This is a genomic window from Kitasatospora sp. NPDC088783 (genome assembly GCF_044750705.1).
GTDB lineage: Bacteria > Actinomycetota > Actinomycetes > Streptomycetales > Streptomycetaceae > Kitasatospora > Kitasatospora fiedleri.
The window spans coordinates 421588-438663 of record NZ_JBIVKJ010000003.1 but is presented as its reverse complement, the minus strand read 5'-3'; the positions used below and the strand labels follow the sequence as shown (position 1 = coordinate 438663).

Below are 17076 nucleotides of genomic sequence, written 5' to 3'. Positions count from 1 at the left end.
TCAGCCGGCCAGCAGGGACTGGGCGTCGAGGGTGTCCTCGCCCTTGGTCCAGTTGCACGGGCACAGCTCGTCGGTCTGCAGGGCGTCGAGGACCCGCAGCACCTCCTTGGGGTTGCGGCCGACGGAGCCCGCGGTCACCATCACGAACTGGATCTCGTTGTTCGGGTCGACGATGAACACCGCGCGCTGGGCGGTGCCGTCCGCGCCCTCGACGCCGCAGGCGCGCATCAGGTCGTGCTTGACGTCGGCCAGCATCGGGAAGGGCAGGTCGCGCAGGTCCTTGTGGTCCTTGCGCCAGGCGTGGTGCACGTACTCGGAGTCGCCGGAGACGCCGAGGACCTGGGCGTCGCGGTCGGCGAACTCCTCGTTCAGCTTGCCGAACGCGGCGATCTCGGTCGGGCAGACGAAGGTGAAGTCCATCGGCCAGAAGAAGACGACCCGCCACTTGCCCTCGTAGGACTTGTGGTTGATCTCGGCGAAGGCGCTCGCAGCGTCGAGGTCCACGCAGGCGTTGAGTTCGTACTCGGGGAACTTGTCGCCGATCGTCAGCACGTCGCTTCTCCAAAACTTGGGACGAGGGATGTCCGGATTGCGGACGGTACCCAGCCTCGCACAGAGAAACTGATCAGTGAAATCGGTTCTGACGTGCGCCGCGATAGGCAAGTCCGATCAGTGCGGCAGACTGGAGGGGAGCACCGGACCGGCAGGAAGCACCCCGTGAAGCCCCACCCCCCGCACACCCCCCGCACCCCCACCGTCTCCCAGCTGCGCGCCTTCGCCGCGGTCGCCGAGCACCGGCACTTCCGGGAGGCCGCGTCCGCGATCGGCACCAGCCAGTCCGCGCTGTCCGGGGCGGTCGCCGCCCTGGAGGAGTCGCTCGGCGCGCAACTCGTCGAACGGACCACCCGCCGGGTCGTGATCACCCCGCTCGGGGAGCGGATCGCCGAGCACTCCCGGCGGGTGCTCGGCGCGCTGCACGCGCTCACCGAGGAGGCCGAGGCCGCCCGCCGCCCGTTCACCGGGCCGCTGCACCTCGGGGTGATCCCCACCGTCGCGCCCTACCTGCTGCCCGCCGTGCTGCGCCTGGTCCGCGACGCCTACCCCGACCTCGAACTGCACGTCCACGAGGAGCGCACCCCCTCGCTGCTGGGCGGCCTGGCCGACGGGCGGCTCGACCTGCTGCTGCTCGCGCTGCCCGCCGGCGGGAGCCTGCCGGTGGCCGAGATCCCGCTGTTCGACGAGGACTTCGTGCTGATCGTGCCGCCCGAGCACGAACTCGCCGGACGGATCGACGTCCCCCGCGACGCCCTGCTCGACCTGGACGTGCTGCTGCTGGAGGAGGGGCACTGCCTGCGCGACCAGGCGCTCGACATCTGCCGCGAGGTCGGCGCCGAACCGGCCGGCGGCAGCACCCGGGCCGCCGGCCTCTCCACCCTGGTCCAACTGGTCGCCGGCGGACTCGGCGTCACCCTGCTGCCCGCCACCGCGCTCGACGTCGAGACCGGACGCACCGACCGCCTCGCCGCCGTCCGCTTCGCCCACCCCGCCCCCGGCCGCCGGATCGGCCTCGCCCACCGGCCCGGCTCCGCCCGCACCACCGAGTACGGCCGCTTCGCGGCAGCCCTGCGCGAAGCGCTCCGCGGCCTCCCGCTCCGGCTGGCCGCCCCGCCCGGCAACCCCGCCCGAACGGGTGAGGGCGAGGCGCGGTACGGCGGTTGACGCCCCGGCGGGTGGGCGGGCCGGGGCGTGGGCATACATCGCCCCGAGGGGGTGGTCCGGTGTACGTGTCGCGGATCAGGGTGTCCGGGGTGAAGTGCTTCACCGGTGCGCGCGAGGTCGACCTCGCGGTCCCGCCGGAACCGGGGTGGACGGTGTTCGCCGGGCCGAACGGCAGCGGCAAGAGCACGCTGCTGCTGGTGCTCGCGATGGCGCTCGGCGCACTGCCCCCCGGCCCCGCCGCGCGGTGGGGCGCCGGGGGCTGGGCCCAGGCCGACCCGGCCCCGCGCTGGCGGGTCGGCGATCCGCCGGGCACCCCGCGCGCCCGCTACCCGCTGCGCGCCGAGGGCCGCCGCGTCCCGCTGGACGCCGACCTGGCGGGCCGGGTGCTGCCCGACGGCTGGCGGGTCAGCGACCCGGAGCGGCAGTACGTGGCCCGCGGCGGCCTGGAACTCCCGCTGGACGAACTCGGCAGCGGCACCGCCGAGTTGGCCCGCCTGGTCAGCCAGCTCGCGGCCGCCCCCGACCGGGGCCCGGTCCTGCTGGACGACGTCGACCGGCACCTGCACCCCGCCTGGCAGCAGCGGATCGGCCCCTGGCTCACCGAGCACTTCCCGCACACCCAGTTCCTGGTCGCCACCCACAGCCCGTACGTCTGCCAGGCCGCCGACCCCGGCGCCCTGATCCGGCTGCCCGGCCCCGACGAGGACCGCGCCCCCTACCGGCTGGACGAGGAACTGCGCCAACGGGTGCTCTACGGCAGCGGCGAGGACACCGCGCTCTCCGAACTGTTCGCGCTGCCCAGCGCCTACTCGCCCGCCGCCGAGGCCGAACGCCGGCTGCTGGTGCGCTTGGAGCGCAAGATGTACGCCGGACAGGCCACCGCCGCGGAACTCGCCGAGTACCGCGAACTGGGCGCCCGGCTGAACAGCTCGCTGACCGCCCGGGTCGACGAGGTCACCGCCCGGCTGCTCGGCCGGGACGGGTGATCCCGCTCCAGCGGCCGCCGCTGCAACCCCGGCTGGCCGCCGAACTCGAACGCGCCACCGCCCAGGTGCGGGCCGCCGGTCCCGACACCGCCTCCGGACGCGCCGCCTGGCGCCGCGCCGTCCGGCCCAAGGCCCAACTGCGGCTGCTGCTGCGGCAGATGGCCCCCGGCCTGGAACGCTGCATGTACTGCGGCGACAACCTGGGCACCGACATCGACCACTTCGAGCCGATCGCCCACGCCCCGCTGCGCACCTTCGACTGGCAGAACCACCTGCTGGCCTGCGCGCACTGCAACAGCAACCGCAAGCGCGACCGCTTCCCGCGCGACCCCGCCACCGGCGACGGCCTGCTGATCGACCCCTGCCGCGAGGACCCGGCCGACCACCTGCGGCTCTACCTCGACTCCGGCGCCTACGACCCGCTGACCGCCCGCGGCGAGGCCACCATCGAGGTGTTCGGCCTCAACGAGCGGCCCGAACTCGTCCGCGGCCGGCGGATGATGTTCGCCGTGGTCAAGGCACTGCTGCTGACCTGGCGGGCCGCCCCGCCCGCCGAAGCCGCCGAGTACGCCGCCGCCCTGCGCGAGATCCACCACGCCGACGTGCTGCGCACCGTCCTCGGACTGCGCCGCAGCCCCCCGCTGGCCCTCGCCGTGCTCGGCCCGGACGTGCTCGACGCGCTCGAACGGCTCGTGCGGGAGGCGGGGGACGACCGGAGGCCCGGGGAGCACCGGGAGGCCGGTGCCTAGCCCCGGTCCAGCCGCTGCTCGAACCAGACCACCTTGCCCGCCCCCAGCCGGGTCGCCCCCCAGCGGTCCGCGCACCGGGAGACTATCTGCAGGCCCCGGCCGCGCTCCTCCTCCGGACCGGCCCGGCGGGTGCGGGGCAGCGCCGGGGAGTCGTCGCCCACCTCGCAGCGCAGCACCGAGGTGCGCACCAGGCGCAGCGTCACCGGCCGGGTGGCGTGCTGGATCGCGTTGGTGACCAGCTCGCTGACCATCAGCTCGCAGCTCTCCGCGAGGTGGTCCAGCCCCCACTGGCGCAGCGCGTGCCCGGCCAGCCGGCGGGCCCGGCCCGGCGTCTCGTGCCGGGGCTGGAGGTGCCAGTGCGCCACGTCCTCGGCCGGGATGCCGTCGAACGCGGCCGCCAGCAGCGCGATGTCGTCGGCCCGGTCGCCCGGCGGCAGGATCCGCAGCGCCTCCTGGCACAGCTGCTCCGGGGTGAACCGGTGCCCGCCCGCCAGCCGGGCCCGCAGCAGCTCCAGGCCGGTGCCGAGCGGGCGGCGCCGGGTCTCCACCAGGCCGTCGGTGAACAGCAGCAGCGCCGAACCGGGCGGCGCGGGCAGCTCCACCGAGGCGAAGTCCACCCCGCCGACGCCGATCGGCGCGCCCGAGGGCAGCTCCAGCAGCTCGCTGGTGCCGTCCGGACCGATCAGCACCGGCGGCACGTGCCCGGCGTTGGCGATCCGCACCCGGCCCGCGATCGGGTCGTACACCGCGTACACGCAGGTCGCCAGGTGCTGCTCGCGGCCCAGCCGCTGGGCCTGCTCGTCCAGGTGGTACAGCACCTCGTGCGGCGGCAGGTCGAGGCCCGCCAGGGTCTGCGCGGAGGTGCGCAGCTGGCCCATCACGGCGGCCGAGGTCAGCGAGTGGCCCATCACGTCGCCGGTGATCAGGGCGACCCGGTTGCCGGGCAGCGGGATCGAGTCGTACCAGTCGCCGCCGACCTGCGCGCCGCGCTCGCCCGGCAGGTAGCGGTGCGCCAGCCGGACGCCGTGCGGCTGCGGCAGGTGCGCGGGCAGCATCGAGCGCTGGAGCTCGTCGGCGATCTCCCACTCGCGGGTGTAGCGCAGCGCGGTGTCCACCGCGAGGCCGCCGTGGGTGGCCAGGTGGGCGGCGGTCGCCGCGTCGGCCGGGTCGAAACCCGCCGGGGAGCCGTCCGGCCCCGGACGGCGGACCAGCAGCAGCATGCCCAGCGCGGCCTGCCGCCCGTGCAGCGGCAGCGCCAGCAGCGCCGTCCCGGCCGGCAGCCGGCCCAGCGCCCGGGCGCCCAGCAGTTCGGCGGCCGGACCGCCCCGGCGGCGGTCGTCCAGCACGGTCGGCCCGCTCGCGGCGCGGCGGGCCAGCACCCGTTCCAGTTCGCCGCCGGGCAGCACCGGGCGCACCCCCGCGCTGCGGCCCAGTTTGGTCCCGCGGGTGTGCCGCACCCGCAGCGCCCGGGGCGGGCCCGGGTCGCGCTCGACGTCCGGCAGCGGGTCGCGGACCAGCACCACCAGGGCGTCCGCGACCGCCGGGACGAGCACCCGGCCCAGGTTGCGCAGCGTCGCCGTCAGGTCGAGCGAGCTGTTGATCAGCCGGGCCGCCCGGTCCAGCGCCGCCAACCGCTCCGCCAGCCGCCCGGGCACGCCGGAGGCCGCCTCGCCGGACCGGCCCGCGCCGGGCGGCGGGTGCCGCTGGACGGGAACGGCGGGCTGCTGCCCCGCCAGGGGCTCCAGGTGGTCGCGCACGGGCTGCCCGATCTGTGCAGATGTGGTCTCGGGGACGGAAGCCGACGCCTCGTCAGCCGGTGCGCCGACAGCGCAGGTACAGCTGGGTCTCCGGCGGCTGCGCGGACCCGGCGGGCGCGTACGACTGGCTGTCCACCGCCCGCACCGCGAAGCCGCTGCGCTCCAGCAGCCCGGCCAGCTCCTCGCGCAGGTAGCCGCTGACCCGGATCTCCTGCTCCAGGAACGGCAGCGGCGCGTCGTCCAGGTCCGCCTCGACCATGCCCAGCGCCAGCAGGCCGCCGGGGCGCAGCAGGGCGCGGAGCCGGCCGAGCGTCTCGGCGATCTCGGCCCGGGGCAGCATCAGCAGCGAGAAGAACGCGGTCGCGGCGTCCAGCGAGCCGTTCCCGTCCGGGCCCAGCTCCTTGACGCCCCAGCGGGACGCGGCGCCGTCCAGGCCCAGGTCCAGGACGTCCATCCGGTGGAACTCCGCCGCCGGGACGGCCGCCCGGGCCCGCGCCAGCATGCCCTCGGACAGGTCGACGCCCGTCACCCGCAGCCCGCCGTCGGCCAGTTGGCGGGCGGTCGGCTCGCCGGCCCCGCAGCCCACGTCCAGCACCCGGGCCCCGGGCGGGAGTTCGGCCAGCAGCCAGTCGCCGCACGCGAGCTGCCCGGCCCTGGCCGGAAACACCTCCTGGTAGCGGCCCCCGACCGCGTCGAACACGGCGGCCTGGCGGGCCCGTTCCTCCCGGCGCGCACCCGCCGCGGACGCCGGGCCGGCGTCGTCGGCGGCAGCGGTCTGTTCGTCCGTCACGATGATCTGGGCACCTCTCCCGCGCGCGTCCTGCCCTGCCCGTCGTGGCCCGCACTCCACTCCCGACCCTGGCCTTCGAGAATAAACGCGATCACCGGACCGTGGAGTCCGTTTCCGGCCAACTCGTGCGCCGTTGGGCGCTTATCGCCCGCCAGGGGAAGCACACCGGGGCCCGCGACGGAGCGCGCCACCGCGCCGCGCGCCGCATGGCGCACCGGCGGCAGGGCGGTGACCTGCGCCGACGCCGGACCGACGGCCCGGCCGCAGGCGTTTATCGAACGTCAATCTCGACCTGTCAGAGTCTTCTCAGCGCCGGGGAAGCGTCAAAGCGTTCCCGCAGCCGGGGGGCTGCGGGGACGCTGACGCTCCGGGGGGACGGGCTTCCGCCAGGGGGGACCAGGGGGGAACACCAGGGGGGAACGGGAGCCTAGGGCGCGGTGGGGGGAACAGGGGGAGGGGGAGGCTCGGTGTGCCGAGACGTGATGAGGTCCTGCACGGGCTGGGCCTCGGGCACACCGAGCCGCGTGAACACCGTGAGCGCCTCCTGGAGGCACGCCAGCCCGCGCGAGGGCTGCCCCAACTCCAGGAGCGCCTCGCCCAGCGCCGCGTTCGCCATGCCCTGGCAGTACGCGGCCTCGATCTCCTGGGCGATCGACAGCGACTCCTCGGCCGCCTCCGCCGCCGCCGGGAACCGGCCGTCCGCCAGCAGGCAGGCCGCCAGCCGGGCCAGCGAGTAGCCCTCCCAGATCGGGTGCTGCTGCTGCCGGTACAGCTGGTGCGCCTCCCGCAGGTGCACCGCCGCCTCACCGGGCGAACCGGTCGAGCGCAGCACCACGCCCAACTGGTAGAGCGTGTCCGCCAGGCACGGCACGTTCCCGGACGCCCGGGCCGCCGCCACCGCGGCGCGCGCGGCGTCCACGGCCTCGGCGTGGCGGTCCAGGCCGACGTGGGCGCGGGCCATGTTGGCGAGCAGCCGGGCCTCGCTGATCGAGGAGTCCAGCCGGCGGGCCGTCTCCTGCGCCTGCTGGTACACGGGCAGCGCCTCGGCGGGGCGGCCGGCTCGGAACAGCGTGATGCCCAGGCCGTTGGCCGTGGCCAGCCGCAGCGCGGTGGGCCGGTCGACCGGCTGGAGCGCCAGGCTCTTCGCCAGCTCCCCCTCGGCCTCGGCGAGTTCGGACGCCACCTGGTGGATGTGGCCGAGCGCGTAGTGCACCTGGGCCCGGGTCCCCGGGTCGTCCTGGGCGCCGGGGCTCGCCGCGGCGGCGTGCAGCACGCTGCGGATGCGCGAGGCGAGCGACGGGTCCTCGACCATGTGGGTCATCCGCTGCAGGATGTCCACGGCGGGGTGCAGCAGTTCCGGCGGGGCACCGGCCGCCGCCTCGACGCTGCTGAGCAGCAGCGCGACCTCGGAGCGGAGCCAGCCGCGGGCAGCGTCGGTGTCGGGGAACACCCGCCCCGGCGAGCGGGCGACGTGCAGCGACTCCACGTAGATGTCGTCCGGCTCGATGACCCGCTCGGCGTTGCGCACGGTGGCGTGCAGCAGGTCCAGCAGCCGCAGCAGTGCCTCGTGCTGCCGTCCGACGTCGCCGAGCTTGGCGTTCTGCCGCTGCGCGTACAGGCGCAGCAGGTCGTGGTACCGGTACCGGCCGGGGGTGAAGCACTCCAGCATGTTGGCCTCGACCAGGGACTCCGCCAGGTCCTCGGCCTCTTGCTCGGAGGTGCCGAGCAGCGCGGTGACGGCGGGCAGCGGCAGGTCGGGGGAGTCGACCAGGGCGAGCAGCCGGAACGCCCGGGCCTCCTCCGGCCGGAGCTGGGCGTAACCGAGCCCCAGGGTGGTCTCCACGGCGAGGTTGCCGAGCTGGAGCTCCTGGAGCCGGTTGCGCTGGTCCGCTAACCGCCGGGCCAGGTCGGAGACGCTCCAGCGCGGACGGCTGGCCAGCCGGGCGGCGGCGATCCGGACCGCCAGCGGCAGGAAGCCGCAGGAGGTCACCACCTGGAGCGCGGCCTCGGGTTCGGCGCCGACCCGCTCGGCCCCGACGATCGCCGAGAACAGCGCCAGCGCCTCGTCCGGGGTCAGCTCCTCGATGTCCACCAGGTGCGCGCCGGGCAGTTCGGCCAGCCGGGAGCGGCTGGTCACCATCACCGCGTTGCCGGAGACGCCGGGGATCAGCGGCCGCAGCTGCCCGGCGTCGCGGGCGTTGTCGAGCAGGATCAGCATCCGCTTGTCGGCCAGCAGCGAGCGGTACAGCGCGGCGCGCTGGTCCAGCGAGTCGGGGGCGTCGGGTGCGCCGAGCGCGTGCAGGAAGTCGCCGAGCACCACGGCCGGGTCGGCCGGGGAGGCGCCCGCGCCGCGCAGGTCCACGTACAACTGCCCGTCCGGGAAGTCCGGCCGCAGCGAGTGCGCCACGTGCACCGCGAGGGTGGTCTTGCCGACGCCGCCGATGCCGGCCAGCGAGGTCACCACGACGGCTTGGCCGGAACCCGCCCTCAGCACGTCCCGCAGCTCGCCGACCAGCTTGTTGCGGCCGCTGAAGTCCGAGACGTCGGCCGGGAGTTGGGCGGGCGGAACGAAGGCGGGCGGCTCCTCGGCGGCCTTCGGCGGGGCGGCCGAGGTGGCCAGCAGCTCCGGGTCGCCGGCCAGGATCCGGGCGTGCACCGCGGAGAGCCCGCCGCCCGGCTCCACGCCCAGCTCGTCGATCAGCAGCTTCCGGGTGTCCGCGTACACGCCCAGCGACTCGGCCTGCCGGCCGCTGCGGTACAGCGCCAGCATCAGCAGTTCGCGCAGCCGCTCGCGCAGCGGGTACGCGGCGGACAGCGCGTTCAACTCGGCCACCACGTCGGCGTGCAGGCCGATCTCCAGGGCCAGCGCGCAGCGCTCCTCGGCCACCGCGAGCTGCCGTTCCGCCAGCCGGTTGCGCTGGGTCTCGGCGTACGGGCCCGGCACGCCGGGCAGCGGGCGGCCGCGCCACAGGTCGAGCGCGGCGACCAGGGTGTCGTGGGCGGAGCGCAGGCCGCCGTCGCCCCGGGCGGTCCCGGCATCCGCGACCCGGTGCTCGAAGACGGTCAGGTCCAGGGCGTCGGCCGGGATCCGCAGCGCGTAGCCGTCGGTCATCGAGACCAGGACCTCGGCGGGCTTGCGGGCGGCCCGGTTCGGCTCCAGCACCGAGCGCAGCCGGGAGACGTAGGTGCGCAGCGCGGCCACCGCCTGCGGCGGGGTGCGCTCCCCCCAGATGCCGTCGACCAGGTCGTCGGTGGTCACCGGACGGCCCTCGCTGAGCAACAGGGCCACCAGCACGGCCTGTTGCTGCGGCGATCCGAGCGCCAGCGGCGCGTCACCGCGCCACGCCTGGACAGGGCCGAGCACTTGGAAACGCAACGCCTCGGCGGAGCGCGTGTCCTGATGCTCCATGTCCTCCCCTGTGGCCGATGAACCGTCTGTTCCCCACGCCGCCGCCGGTCGTGTGGGGGCGACAGCTTATGAGGAAGCGCGCAAACATCCACCAAGTGGATGCGCGGTGCAACGTTTATAAGACATTTAGCGGTTCCTACGATACTGTCCGCGCGCCCAGGCACAGTCGTCCGGGTGATCGAACCCTCTCAGCTGAAAGGCGGCCCGCCCCATGGCCGACGAGACCACCACCACCGTTCCCGAGGCCGAGCAGACCCCGGCCCCGGTCGAGCACACCGCCGACGCCGCCGACCCGAACGCGATCGAGCACGCCCTGGAGGTGCTGGCCGAAGGGCAGCCCACCGAGCCGGCCGTGGAGCGGATCAAGACCGGGGACGACGAGACCTTCGAGCCGCTCGGCACCGTCACCAACTGCCCGTGACCGCTGCCCACCTCACCAGAACGAGCCCCGACCCTCACCGGCCGGGGCTCGTCCCGTTCGCCCGCTCCACGGCCGCTACTGCGCCGAACGCACCCGCAGGTTGGTGATCAGCGGGCCGTCGGTGACCTCGGCGAAGAAGTCGTTCCCCTTGTCGTCCACCACGATGAACGCCGGGAAGTCCTCCACCTCGATCCGCCAGACCGCCTCCATGCCCAGCTCCGGGTACTCCAGCACCTCGACCTTCTTGATGCAGTCCTGCGCGAGCCGGGCCGCCGGGCCGCCGATCGAGCCCAGGTAGAAGCCGCCGTGCTCGGCGCACGCCTTGGTGACCTGCTTGGAGCGGTTGCCCTTGGCCAGCATCACCATCGAGCCGCCCGCCGCCTGGAACTGGTCGACGTAGGAGTCCATCCGCCCGGCCGTGGTCGGACCGAACGAGCCGGACGCGTAGCCCTCCGGGGTCTTGGCCGGGCCCGCGTAGTAGACCGGGTGGTCCTTCAGGTACTGCGGCATGCCCTGCCCGGCGTCCAGCCGCTCCTTGATCTTGGCGTGCGCGATGTCGCGGGCCACCACCAGCGTGCCGGTGAGCGAGAGCCGGGTCTTCACCGGGTACTTGGACAGCTCGGCGCGGACCTCGGCCATCGGCCGGTTCAGGTCGATCCGCACCACGTCGTCGTTCAGGTGCTCGTCGGTGGTCTCCGGCAGGTACTTCGCCGGGTCGGTCTCCAACTGCTCCAGGAACACGCCCTCGGCGGTGATCTTGCCGAGCGCCTGGCGGTCCGCCGAGCAGGACACCGCCATCGCGACCGGCAGCGAGGCGCCGTGCCGCGGCAGCCGGATCACCCGCACGTCGTGGCAGAAGTACTTGCCGCCGAACTGCGCGCCGATGCCGATCTTCTGGGTCAGCTCGAAGACCTTCTGCTCCAGCTCCAGGTCGCGGAAGCCGTGCCCGGTCCGCGCGTCGCCGCCGGTGGGCAGGTTGTCCAGGTAGTGCGCGGAGGCGTACTTCGCGGTCTTCAGGGCGAACTCGGCGCTGGTGCCGCCGACCACGATCGCCAGGTGGTACGGCGGGCAGGCCGCGGTGCCCAGCGAACGGATCTTCTGCTCCAGGAAGTTCAGCATCGACGCCTCGTTGAGGATCGCCTTGGTCTCCTGGTACAGGTACGACTTGTTGGCCGAGCCGCCGCCCTTGGCCATGAACAGGAACTTGTAGGCGTCCCCGTCGGTGGCGTACAGCTCGATCTGGGCCGGCAGGTTGTTGCCGGTGTTCTTCTCGTCCCACATGGTCACCGGGGCCATCTGGGAGTACCGCAGGTTCAGCTTGGTGTACGCGTCGAACACGCCGCGGGCGATCGCCGCCTCGTCCTCGCCGGAGGTCAGCACGTGCTGGCCGCGCTTGCCCATCACGATCGCGGTGCCGGTGTCCTGGCACATCGGCAGGATGCCGCCCGCCGAGATGTTGACGTTCTTCAGCAGGTCCAGCGCCACGAACCGGTCGTTCGGGCTGGCCTCCGGGTCGTCCAGGATGCGGCGCAGCTGCGCCAGGTGCGCCGGGCGCAGGTAGTGCGAGATGTCGTGCATCGCCTCGGCCGTCAGCAGCCGCAGCGCCTCCGGCTCGACCTGCAGGAAGGTGCGACCGCCGGCCTCGAAGGTCGAGACCCCCTCGGAGGTGAGCTTGCGGTACGGAGTGGTGTCCGTGCCGAGCGGGAGCAGGTCGCGGTAGGCGAACTCTGGGGCCATGGGGTGATCCTTCGGTTCTTTCGGCTTCGTCGACGAGGCACCCTCCAGGTTAGGCGCACCTGTCCGCGCCCCCGGCGGTAAGGTCGGCCTGCGTGACCGGCGTCACGCGCATTGCGTCGAACCGCCGTTCGGTTCCGGGGTCGGCTCGCTAGGCTTGTGACGTGGACAACTCTCCCGTGCAGGACCCGCAGGGCCCGCTGCCCGCCCCGCTGCCGAAGAACGAGCCCGCACCGGCTCCCGACCGGACCCCCGGTACCGACCTGGCCGCCGAACTGCGCGCCTCCGACGCCGACCGCGAACGCGTCGCCGACCTGCTCCGCGACGCCTACGCCGAGGGCCGGCTCACCGTCGACGAGCACGCCGAACGCATCGAGGCCGCCTACGGCGCCCGCACCTTCGGCGAGTTGGAGCCCCTCACCCGCGACCTCCCCGGCCACCCCGGGCCGATCCGGCACAACCTCACCAAGGCCCCGCTGGACGACCGGGCCCCCGCCCCGAAGCCCGCGCTGCCCCCGGCCCGGGCCGAGGCGCCCACCATGGTCGCGGTGTTCGGCGGCGCCGCCCGCAAGGGCCGCTGGCGGGTGGGCTCCCACCTCAAGGCGGTCGCCGTGTTCGGCGGCATCGAGATCGACCTCACCGACGCGGTCTTCGAGTCCCCCGAGGTGGTCATCGAGGTGGTCTCGGTGTTCGGCGGCGTCGACATCCGGGTCCCCGAGAACGTCAGCCTGCACGGCGGCGGCGCCGGGGTGTTCGGCGGCTTCGAGGTCCGCGAGCAGACCTCCGCCGACCCGCACGCGCCCGTGGTCCGGGTCAAGGGCGCCGCGGTGTTCGGCGGCGTCGACGCCAAGCCGCGCCGCGGCAAGAAGCTCAAGGAGTGGGTGCGCCGACAGCTCGACAGCTGACCTGCGCGGTCACCGACGGGGCGTCAACTCGCCGGGCGGCACTCGTCGTTGTCCCGAGTGCAGGGCGTAGTCGATTGCGTGCGGTGTGCATGAATCCCGGAGCGGCGGGGTAGTTCCAATCGCACATCGTTCCTGTACGGCTGTGACCCCGCGGGTCGGCGACGGTGCCACGGCGAGGGAGCACGGGGCAGTCGGGCAGGAGGCGACATTGTCCCCGAGCCTTGAGCCTGGTCAGGAGTCACCGTGCTGCATCCGATCGAGTCCAGCGCCACCGCCGCCGCCCGCCGCCCGGCGGCCCAGCCGGACGTGGACGACAACCCCTGGCACACCTCGGCCGCCTGCCGCAGCGACGAGGCCGGGCTGTTCTTCGCCCCCTCCAAGGAGCCGACGGCCGCCCGGCTCTCCCGCGAGGAGCAGGCCAAGCGGGTCTGCGCCCGCTGTCCGGTCCTGCTCGAATGCCGCGAACACGCCCTCGCCCAGCCCGAGCCCTACGGCGTCTGGGGCGGCCTCACCGCCGCCGAACGCCGGGTCGTCCTCACCCGCCGCCGACGCCGGGACGCGGAGATCCGCGTCCCGGCCCGGATAGCCGGCTGACACCCGCCGCGCCGGACGCCGCGAGAGCGCACCGGGGAGCACGGAACCGGGGGCGCGGGGAACCGCGCCCCGACTCCGCGCCCGCGCGCTAGTTGGCGCGGTCGAAGTCGATCGCGCTGTACGCCCGCAGCTTGGCGAGCTTGTGGGTGGAGTCGATCCGCCGGATCGTCCCGCTCTTGGAGCGCATCACCAGCGACGAGGTGGTGGCGGTCTCCTGCCGGTAGTGGACGCCGCGCAGCAGCTCGCCGTCGGTGATGCCGGTCGCGACGAAGAACACGTTCTCGCCGCTGACCAGGTCGTCCGTGGTCAGGACGCGGTCCAGGTCGTGCCCGGCGTCCAGCGCCTTCTGCCGCTCGGCCGCGTCCTTCGGCCAGAGCCTGCCCTGGATGACGCCGCCCATGCACTTCATCGCGCAGGCCGCGATGATGCCCTCGGGGGTGCCGCCGATGCCCATCAGCAGGTCGATGCCGGTCTCCTCGCGGGCGGCCATGATCGCGCCGGCCACGTCGCCGTCCGAGATGAACTTGATCCGGGCGCCGGCCTCCCGGATCTCCCGGACCAGGTCGTCGTGCCGGGGCCGGTCCAGCACCACGACGGTGACGTCCTCGACGGCGGAGCCCTTGGCCTTGGCGACCCGGCGGATGTTGACCGCGGGCGGGGCGGTGATGTCGACGTAGTCGGCGGCCTCGGGGCCGCAGACCAGCTTGTCCATGTAGAACACCGCGCTGGGGTCGAACATGGTGCCGCGGTCGGCGACCGCGAGGACCGCGACCGCGTTGTTCATGCCCTTGGCGGTGAGGGTGGTGCCGTCCACCGGGTCGACGGCGACGTCGCACTCGGCGCCGGTGCCGTCGCCGACCCGCTCGCCGTTGTAGAGCATCGGGGCCTCGTCCTTCTCCCCCTCGCCGATGACGACGATGCCGTTCATCGAGACGGTGGAGACGAGGGTGCGCATGGCCTTCACGGCCGCGCCGTCGGCGCCGTTCTTGTCGCCCCGGCCGACCCAGCGGCCGGCGGCCATCGCGGCGGCCTCGGTGACCCGGACCAGTTCGAGGGCGAGGTTGCGGTCGGGGGCCTCCGGAGCGACCTCCAGGGCGGAGGGGAGGTGGTGCGGGTACTGCGTGGTCATCGTCGTTACCTCTCTGTACGCGACGGCCAGACAGCACCGGGACGCGGAGGGTCACCGGCACTGCGATGAGGGTTGCTGCGATCGTATCGGCAGGTGGAAGGGGTGTCTGTGGCGCACTCCCCGCGTACCCCTCACCGGCCTCGCCACCCCGTCCCCGTCCGCCCCTCCCGCTCCTCCCGCCCTGTCCCGCCCCGCCCCGGCACGCGGTGCCCGCGTAAGCGCCGCCTACCATGGGCGGGTGGCAGGCAACAGCAGCAACAGGGGCCGTCAGACGGTACGGGACATGGTCCTGTCGATGGCGGCGGTCGGCGTCGTGGTGGTGGTCGCGTACTTCTCGATCCCCAGCGCGGACGGCAAGAACGGCGTCCACGCGGTGCCGTACCAGGTCGAACTGGCCTCGGCGAAGCGGGCCGCGCCGTACCCGCTGCTCGGGCCGCAGCAGCTCCCGGACGGCTGGAAGGCCACCTCGGTCAGCTACGGCCGGGACGACAAGGGCCGCGCCGCCTGGCACCTGGGCCTGAACACCGCCTCCGGCCAGTACGCGGCGGTCGAGCAGAGCGACGGCAAGTCCGCGGACGTGGTGGCGCTGAACGTGCCGGGCGCCGAGCCGGACGGCACCGCCACGGTGGCGGGCCAGGAGTGGCAGCGGGTGCAGGGCGACCGCTACCGGGCGCTGGTCCGCCCGGCCGGCGACACCGGCACCACGGTGCTCACCGGCACCGCCTCCTACGAGGAGCTCGCCCGGCTCGCCGAGACGCTCCGGTAGCGCACGTCGGCGGCCCACGACCGCGGCGCAGCACGACCGCGGCGCAGCAACGACCGCGGCGCACGACGAAGGCCCCCGCCGGGGAACGGCGGGGGCCTTCGCGGTCACCGGTGCCGGCGGAGCGCCGGCGTCCGGGAGGATCAGACGGTGGTGACGACCTCGTCGTAGGCCAGGCGCGGGCTGCGCGGGAACCAGGCGTCCTCGCCCGGCTTGCCGATGTTGACCACGGCCAGCACCGAGTGCTCGCCGTCGCCGAAGAACTCCTTGTTGATGCCCTCGGCGTCGTAGCCGGTCATCGGGCCGGCGGCCAGGCCGGCAGCGCGGACGCCGATGATGAAGTAGGCGGCCTGCAGGGCGCCGTTCAGGGTGGCGGAGGACTCGCGGACCGCGCGCTCGGAGAAGAACATGTCCTTCGCCTGCGGGAAGTGCGGCAGCTGGGTCGGGAGCTCCTCGTGGAACTCGTTGTCGGCGGCCAGGATGGCGACCAGCGGCGCGCCGGAGGTCTTGGCCTTGTTGCCGTCGGCCATGTGCTGGACGAGGCGGGCGCGGCCCTCCTCGGAGCGGACCAGGACGATGCGCAGCGGCTGCTGGTTGAAGGCGGTCGGGCCGAACTTCACCAGGTCGTAGATCGCCTGGACCTGCTCGTCGCTGACCGGCTCGTCCGAGAAGGTGTTGGCGGTGCGGGCCTCGCGGAAGAGCAGGTCCTGAGCGGCGGCGTCGAGTGCCAGGGTCATGTCTGTGTCCTACCTCAGAGCTGGAGACGGGGTCCGGTCGGCGGCTGGGGTGCCGCACGCTGAGGTGCAACTTCGATGAAACTTAAACCATTCCCGGACGGGGTGGTGATGTACCTCACAGCCCCGCCGCCGCCCCGGGCCGCCGGCCGTCACTCCCCGGCGGGCTCCTCGACGGCCAGCGCCGCGTCCAGCCGGGCCCGGGCGCCGTCCAGCCAGCGCTGGCAGACCTTCGCCAACTCCTCGCCGCGCTCCCACAGCGCCAGCGACTCCTCCAGCGTCGTCCCGCCGGTCTCCAGCCGCCGGACCACCTCCAGCAGTTCGTCCCGCGCCTGCTCGTACCCGAGCGCCTGCTCCGGACCCGCTTCCCGCTGACCGCGCTGATCTGCCATGCCGCCCAGGGTAGGCGCTGCCCCCGACAAACCCGGCGCACCCCGGCCCGCGTCCGCCCTGCCCTGTTCCGCCCTGCTCTGCTCCGCCGGACCTGAGCACCCCGCGCCCGGGCCCGCACCGGGGCGCCCTACCGGGGCCGCGGCTTCCGCGAGCACTCCGCCGCGCTCTCCCGGCGGCGCCCGCCGACCGCCTGACCCGCCGTCCGGACCGCCGACCCCGCCGTGCCCGCCCCCGCCGTCCGGCGGCGCGGCCCCACCCCGTGCCGGGCCGGGGGCGGCGCGCCCTCGGCCAGCGAGCGGCGCAGGTTCAGCCGGGCCCGGTAGGTCAGCGTCTTGACGGCGCCGACCCGCAGCCCGATCCGGTCCGCGATCTCCAGCGAGCTCAGCCCGTCCCAGTAGCGCAGCCGGAGCACCGCCCGCTGACGCTCGTTCAGCACCGCCAGTGCCGCGCCCACCCGCTCCGCCTCCACCGCCGCGATCACCGCCTCCTCGACCCGCACCCCCGAATCCCGGTCCGCGAACGCCGCCACCGTCGACTCGCGCCGGGTGGAACGCCGTTTCTCGTGGTCCAGCAGCACGTGGCGGGCAATGGTGAACATCCACGCGCCGATATCCGTGCCCGTCCAGTGGAAACCGCGAATTCCCGCCATCGCGCGGACGAAAGTGTCCTGGGCCAGGTCCTCGGCCAGCGGGCGGTTCCCGGTCCGGCGCAGCAGGAACCCCAGCACCGCGCCGTGGTGGCACCGGTAGATGACCGCCCAGGCTTCGCGGTTCCCGGACTTCGCGGCCTCGATCAGCGCGGGCGTCACCGCCGGTCGGCCCGCCGGGGGGACGTCCATGCCAAACCTCCGGAAAACGCCGGAAAAGGGAAGGGCCGTCACACTAGGACCCGCCCCGACCCGGTGCAAGCAGTTCCCGGGGAAGCGCCGGCAATTCCCGCCGATTTCCGCGCGGAGGGGGGCTCGCGGACAATTCCGCGAGCCGGTTCCGGACG

At 74.2% G+C, this 17076-nt stretch carries 16 protein-coding genes; 7 read left to right on the top strand and 9 right to left on the bottom strand.

Annotation, left to right across the window (positions count from 1 at the left end; genetic code table 11):
• Nucleotides 1-552, bottom strand: coding sequence for a peroxiredoxin (locus ACIP60_RS10465; protein ID WP_400682152.1), 552 nt, complete (start codon nt 550-552; stop codon nt 1-3).
• Between the two features lie 165 nt (nt 553-717).
• Here ACIP60_RS10465 and ACIP60_RS10460 point away from each other — a divergent pair, with 165 nt between their 5' ends.
• From ACIP60_RS10460 to ACIP60_RS10450, 3 genes are read left to right on the top strand one after another with little or no spacing between them, the layout of a single operon-like run.
• A complete protein-coding gene (locus ACIP60_RS10460; RefSeq protein ID WP_282202423.1) occupies nt 718-1719 on the top strand; it encodes a LysR substrate-binding domain-containing protein in 1002 nt (333 codons plus the stop codon).
• A gap of 11 nt (nt 1720-1730) precedes the next feature.
• A complete protein-coding gene (locus ACIP60_RS10455; protein WP_400682151.1) occupies nt 1731-2705 on the top strand; it encodes an AAA family ATPase in 975 nt (324 codons plus the stop codon).
• Nucleotides 2702-3454, top strand: a complete 753-nt coding sequence (locus ACIP60_RS10450) for an HNH endonuclease (protein ID WP_400682150.1) — start codon at nt 2702-2704, stop codon at nt 3452-3454. Before ACIP60_RS10455 ends, ACIP60_RS10450 begins: the two co-directional genes overlap by 4 nt.
• On the opposite strand, the gene ACIP60_RS10445 is transcribed toward ACIP60_RS10450, so the two are convergent.
• The 3 genes from ACIP60_RS10445 to ACIP60_RS10435 all read right to left on the bottom strand — a co-directional run bounded on the left by ACIP60_RS10445 (nt 3451) and on the right by ACIP60_RS10435 (nt 9410).
• Complete coding sequence (locus ACIP60_RS10445) at nt 3451-5211, bottom strand: SpoIIE family protein phosphatase (protein ID WP_400682148.1); 1761 nt, start codon at nt 5209-5211, stop codon at nt 3451-3453. The two genes, ACIP60_RS10450 and ACIP60_RS10445, sit on opposite strands and share 4 nt — an antisense overlap.
• 52 nt (nt 5212-5263) lie before the next feature.
• Nucleotides 5264-6001, bottom strand: a complete 738-nt coding sequence (locus ACIP60_RS10440; protein ID WP_400682146.1) for a class I SAM-dependent methyltransferase — start codon at nt 5999-6001, stop codon at nt 5264-5266.
• 427 nt (nt 6002-6428) lie between these two features.
• Nucleotides 6429-9410 carry an AfsR/SARP family transcriptional regulator gene (locus tag ACIP60_RS10435; protein ID WP_400682145.1) on the bottom strand — a complete coding sequence of 994 codons (2982 nt, stop codon included), beginning with the start codon at nt 9408-9410 and terminating at the stop codon, nt 6429-6431.
• 211 nt (nt 9411-9621) lie between these two features.
• Between ACIP60_RS10435 and ACIP60_RS10430 the strand changes: the two genes are divergently transcribed.
• Nucleotides 9622-9831: a hypothetical protein gene (locus ACIP60_RS10430; RefSeq protein ID WP_400682144.1), complete on the top strand. Its 210-nt coding sequence runs from the start codon at nt 9622-9624 to the stop codon at nt 9829-9831.
• 75 nt (nt 9832-9906) lie between these two features.
• Here the strand turns inward: ACIP60_RS10430 and ACIP60_RS10425 are convergent, their stop codons facing one another.
• Nucleotides 9907-11568: a fumarate hydratase gene (locus tag ACIP60_RS10425; RefSeq protein ID WP_282202428.1), complete on the bottom strand. Its 1662-nt coding sequence runs from the start codon at nt 11566-11568 to the stop codon at nt 9907-9909.
• Between the two features lie 161 nt (nt 11569-11729).
• Between ACIP60_RS10425 and ACIP60_RS10420 the strand changes: the two genes are divergently transcribed.
• Both ACIP60_RS10420 and ACIP60_RS10415 read left to right on the top strand, forming a co-directional pair.
• Nucleotides 11730-12470, top strand: coding sequence for a DUF1707 domain-containing protein (locus ACIP60_RS10420; protein WP_400682143.1), 741 nt, complete (start codon nt 11730-11732; stop codon nt 12468-12470).
• 243 nt (nt 12471-12713) lie between these two features.
• Complete coding sequence (locus ACIP60_RS10415) at nt 12714-13064, top strand: WhiB family transcriptional regulator (RefSeq protein ID WP_400682142.1); 351 nt, start codon at nt 12714-12716, stop codon at nt 13062-13064.
• Between the two features lie 88 nt (nt 13065-13152).
• Here the strand turns inward: ACIP60_RS10415 and glpX are convergent, their stop codons facing one another.
• Nucleotides 13153-14193 carry a class II fructose-bisphosphatase gene (gene glpX, locus ACIP60_RS10410; RefSeq protein ID WP_100836540.1) on the bottom strand — a complete coding sequence of 347 codons (1041 nt, stop codon included), beginning with the start codon at nt 14191-14193 and terminating at the stop codon, nt 13153-13155.
• 238 nt (nt 14194-14431) lie between these two features.
• Here glpX and ACIP60_RS10405 point away from each other — a divergent pair, with 238 nt between their 5' ends.
• Nucleotides 14432-14959: a DUF4245 domain-containing protein gene (locus ACIP60_RS10405; RefSeq protein WP_400682140.1), complete on the top strand. Its 528-nt coding sequence runs from the start codon at nt 14432-14434 to the stop codon at nt 14957-14959.
• Nucleotides 14960-15099: 140 nt separating this feature from the next.
• Here the strand turns inward: ACIP60_RS10405 and ACIP60_RS10400 are convergent, their stop codons facing one another.
• From ACIP60_RS10400 to ACIP60_RS10390, 3 genes are all read right to left on the bottom strand, one after another.
• Nucleotides 15100-15693 (bottom strand): malonic semialdehyde reductase, encoded by a 594-nt coding sequence (locus ACIP60_RS10400; RefSeq protein ID WP_100836538.1) that lies wholly within the window; start codon nt 15691-15693, stop codon nt 15100-15102.
• A 149-nt stretch (nt 15694-15842) separates the two neighbouring features.
• Nucleotides 15843-16082, bottom strand: a complete 240-nt coding sequence (locus tag ACIP60_RS10395; protein WP_400682139.1) for an exodeoxyribonuclease VII small subunit — start codon at nt 16080-16082, stop codon at nt 15843-15845.
• 128 nt (nt 16083-16210) lie between these two features.
• The gene (locus ACIP60_RS10390) at nt 16211-16921 is read right to left on the bottom strand and encodes an RNA polymerase sigma factor (RefSeq protein ID WP_400682137.1); all 711 of its coding nucleotides are present in this window, start codon (nt 16919-16921) and stop codon (nt 16211-16213) included.
• Between the last annotated feature and the right edge of the window lie 155 nt (nt 16922-17076).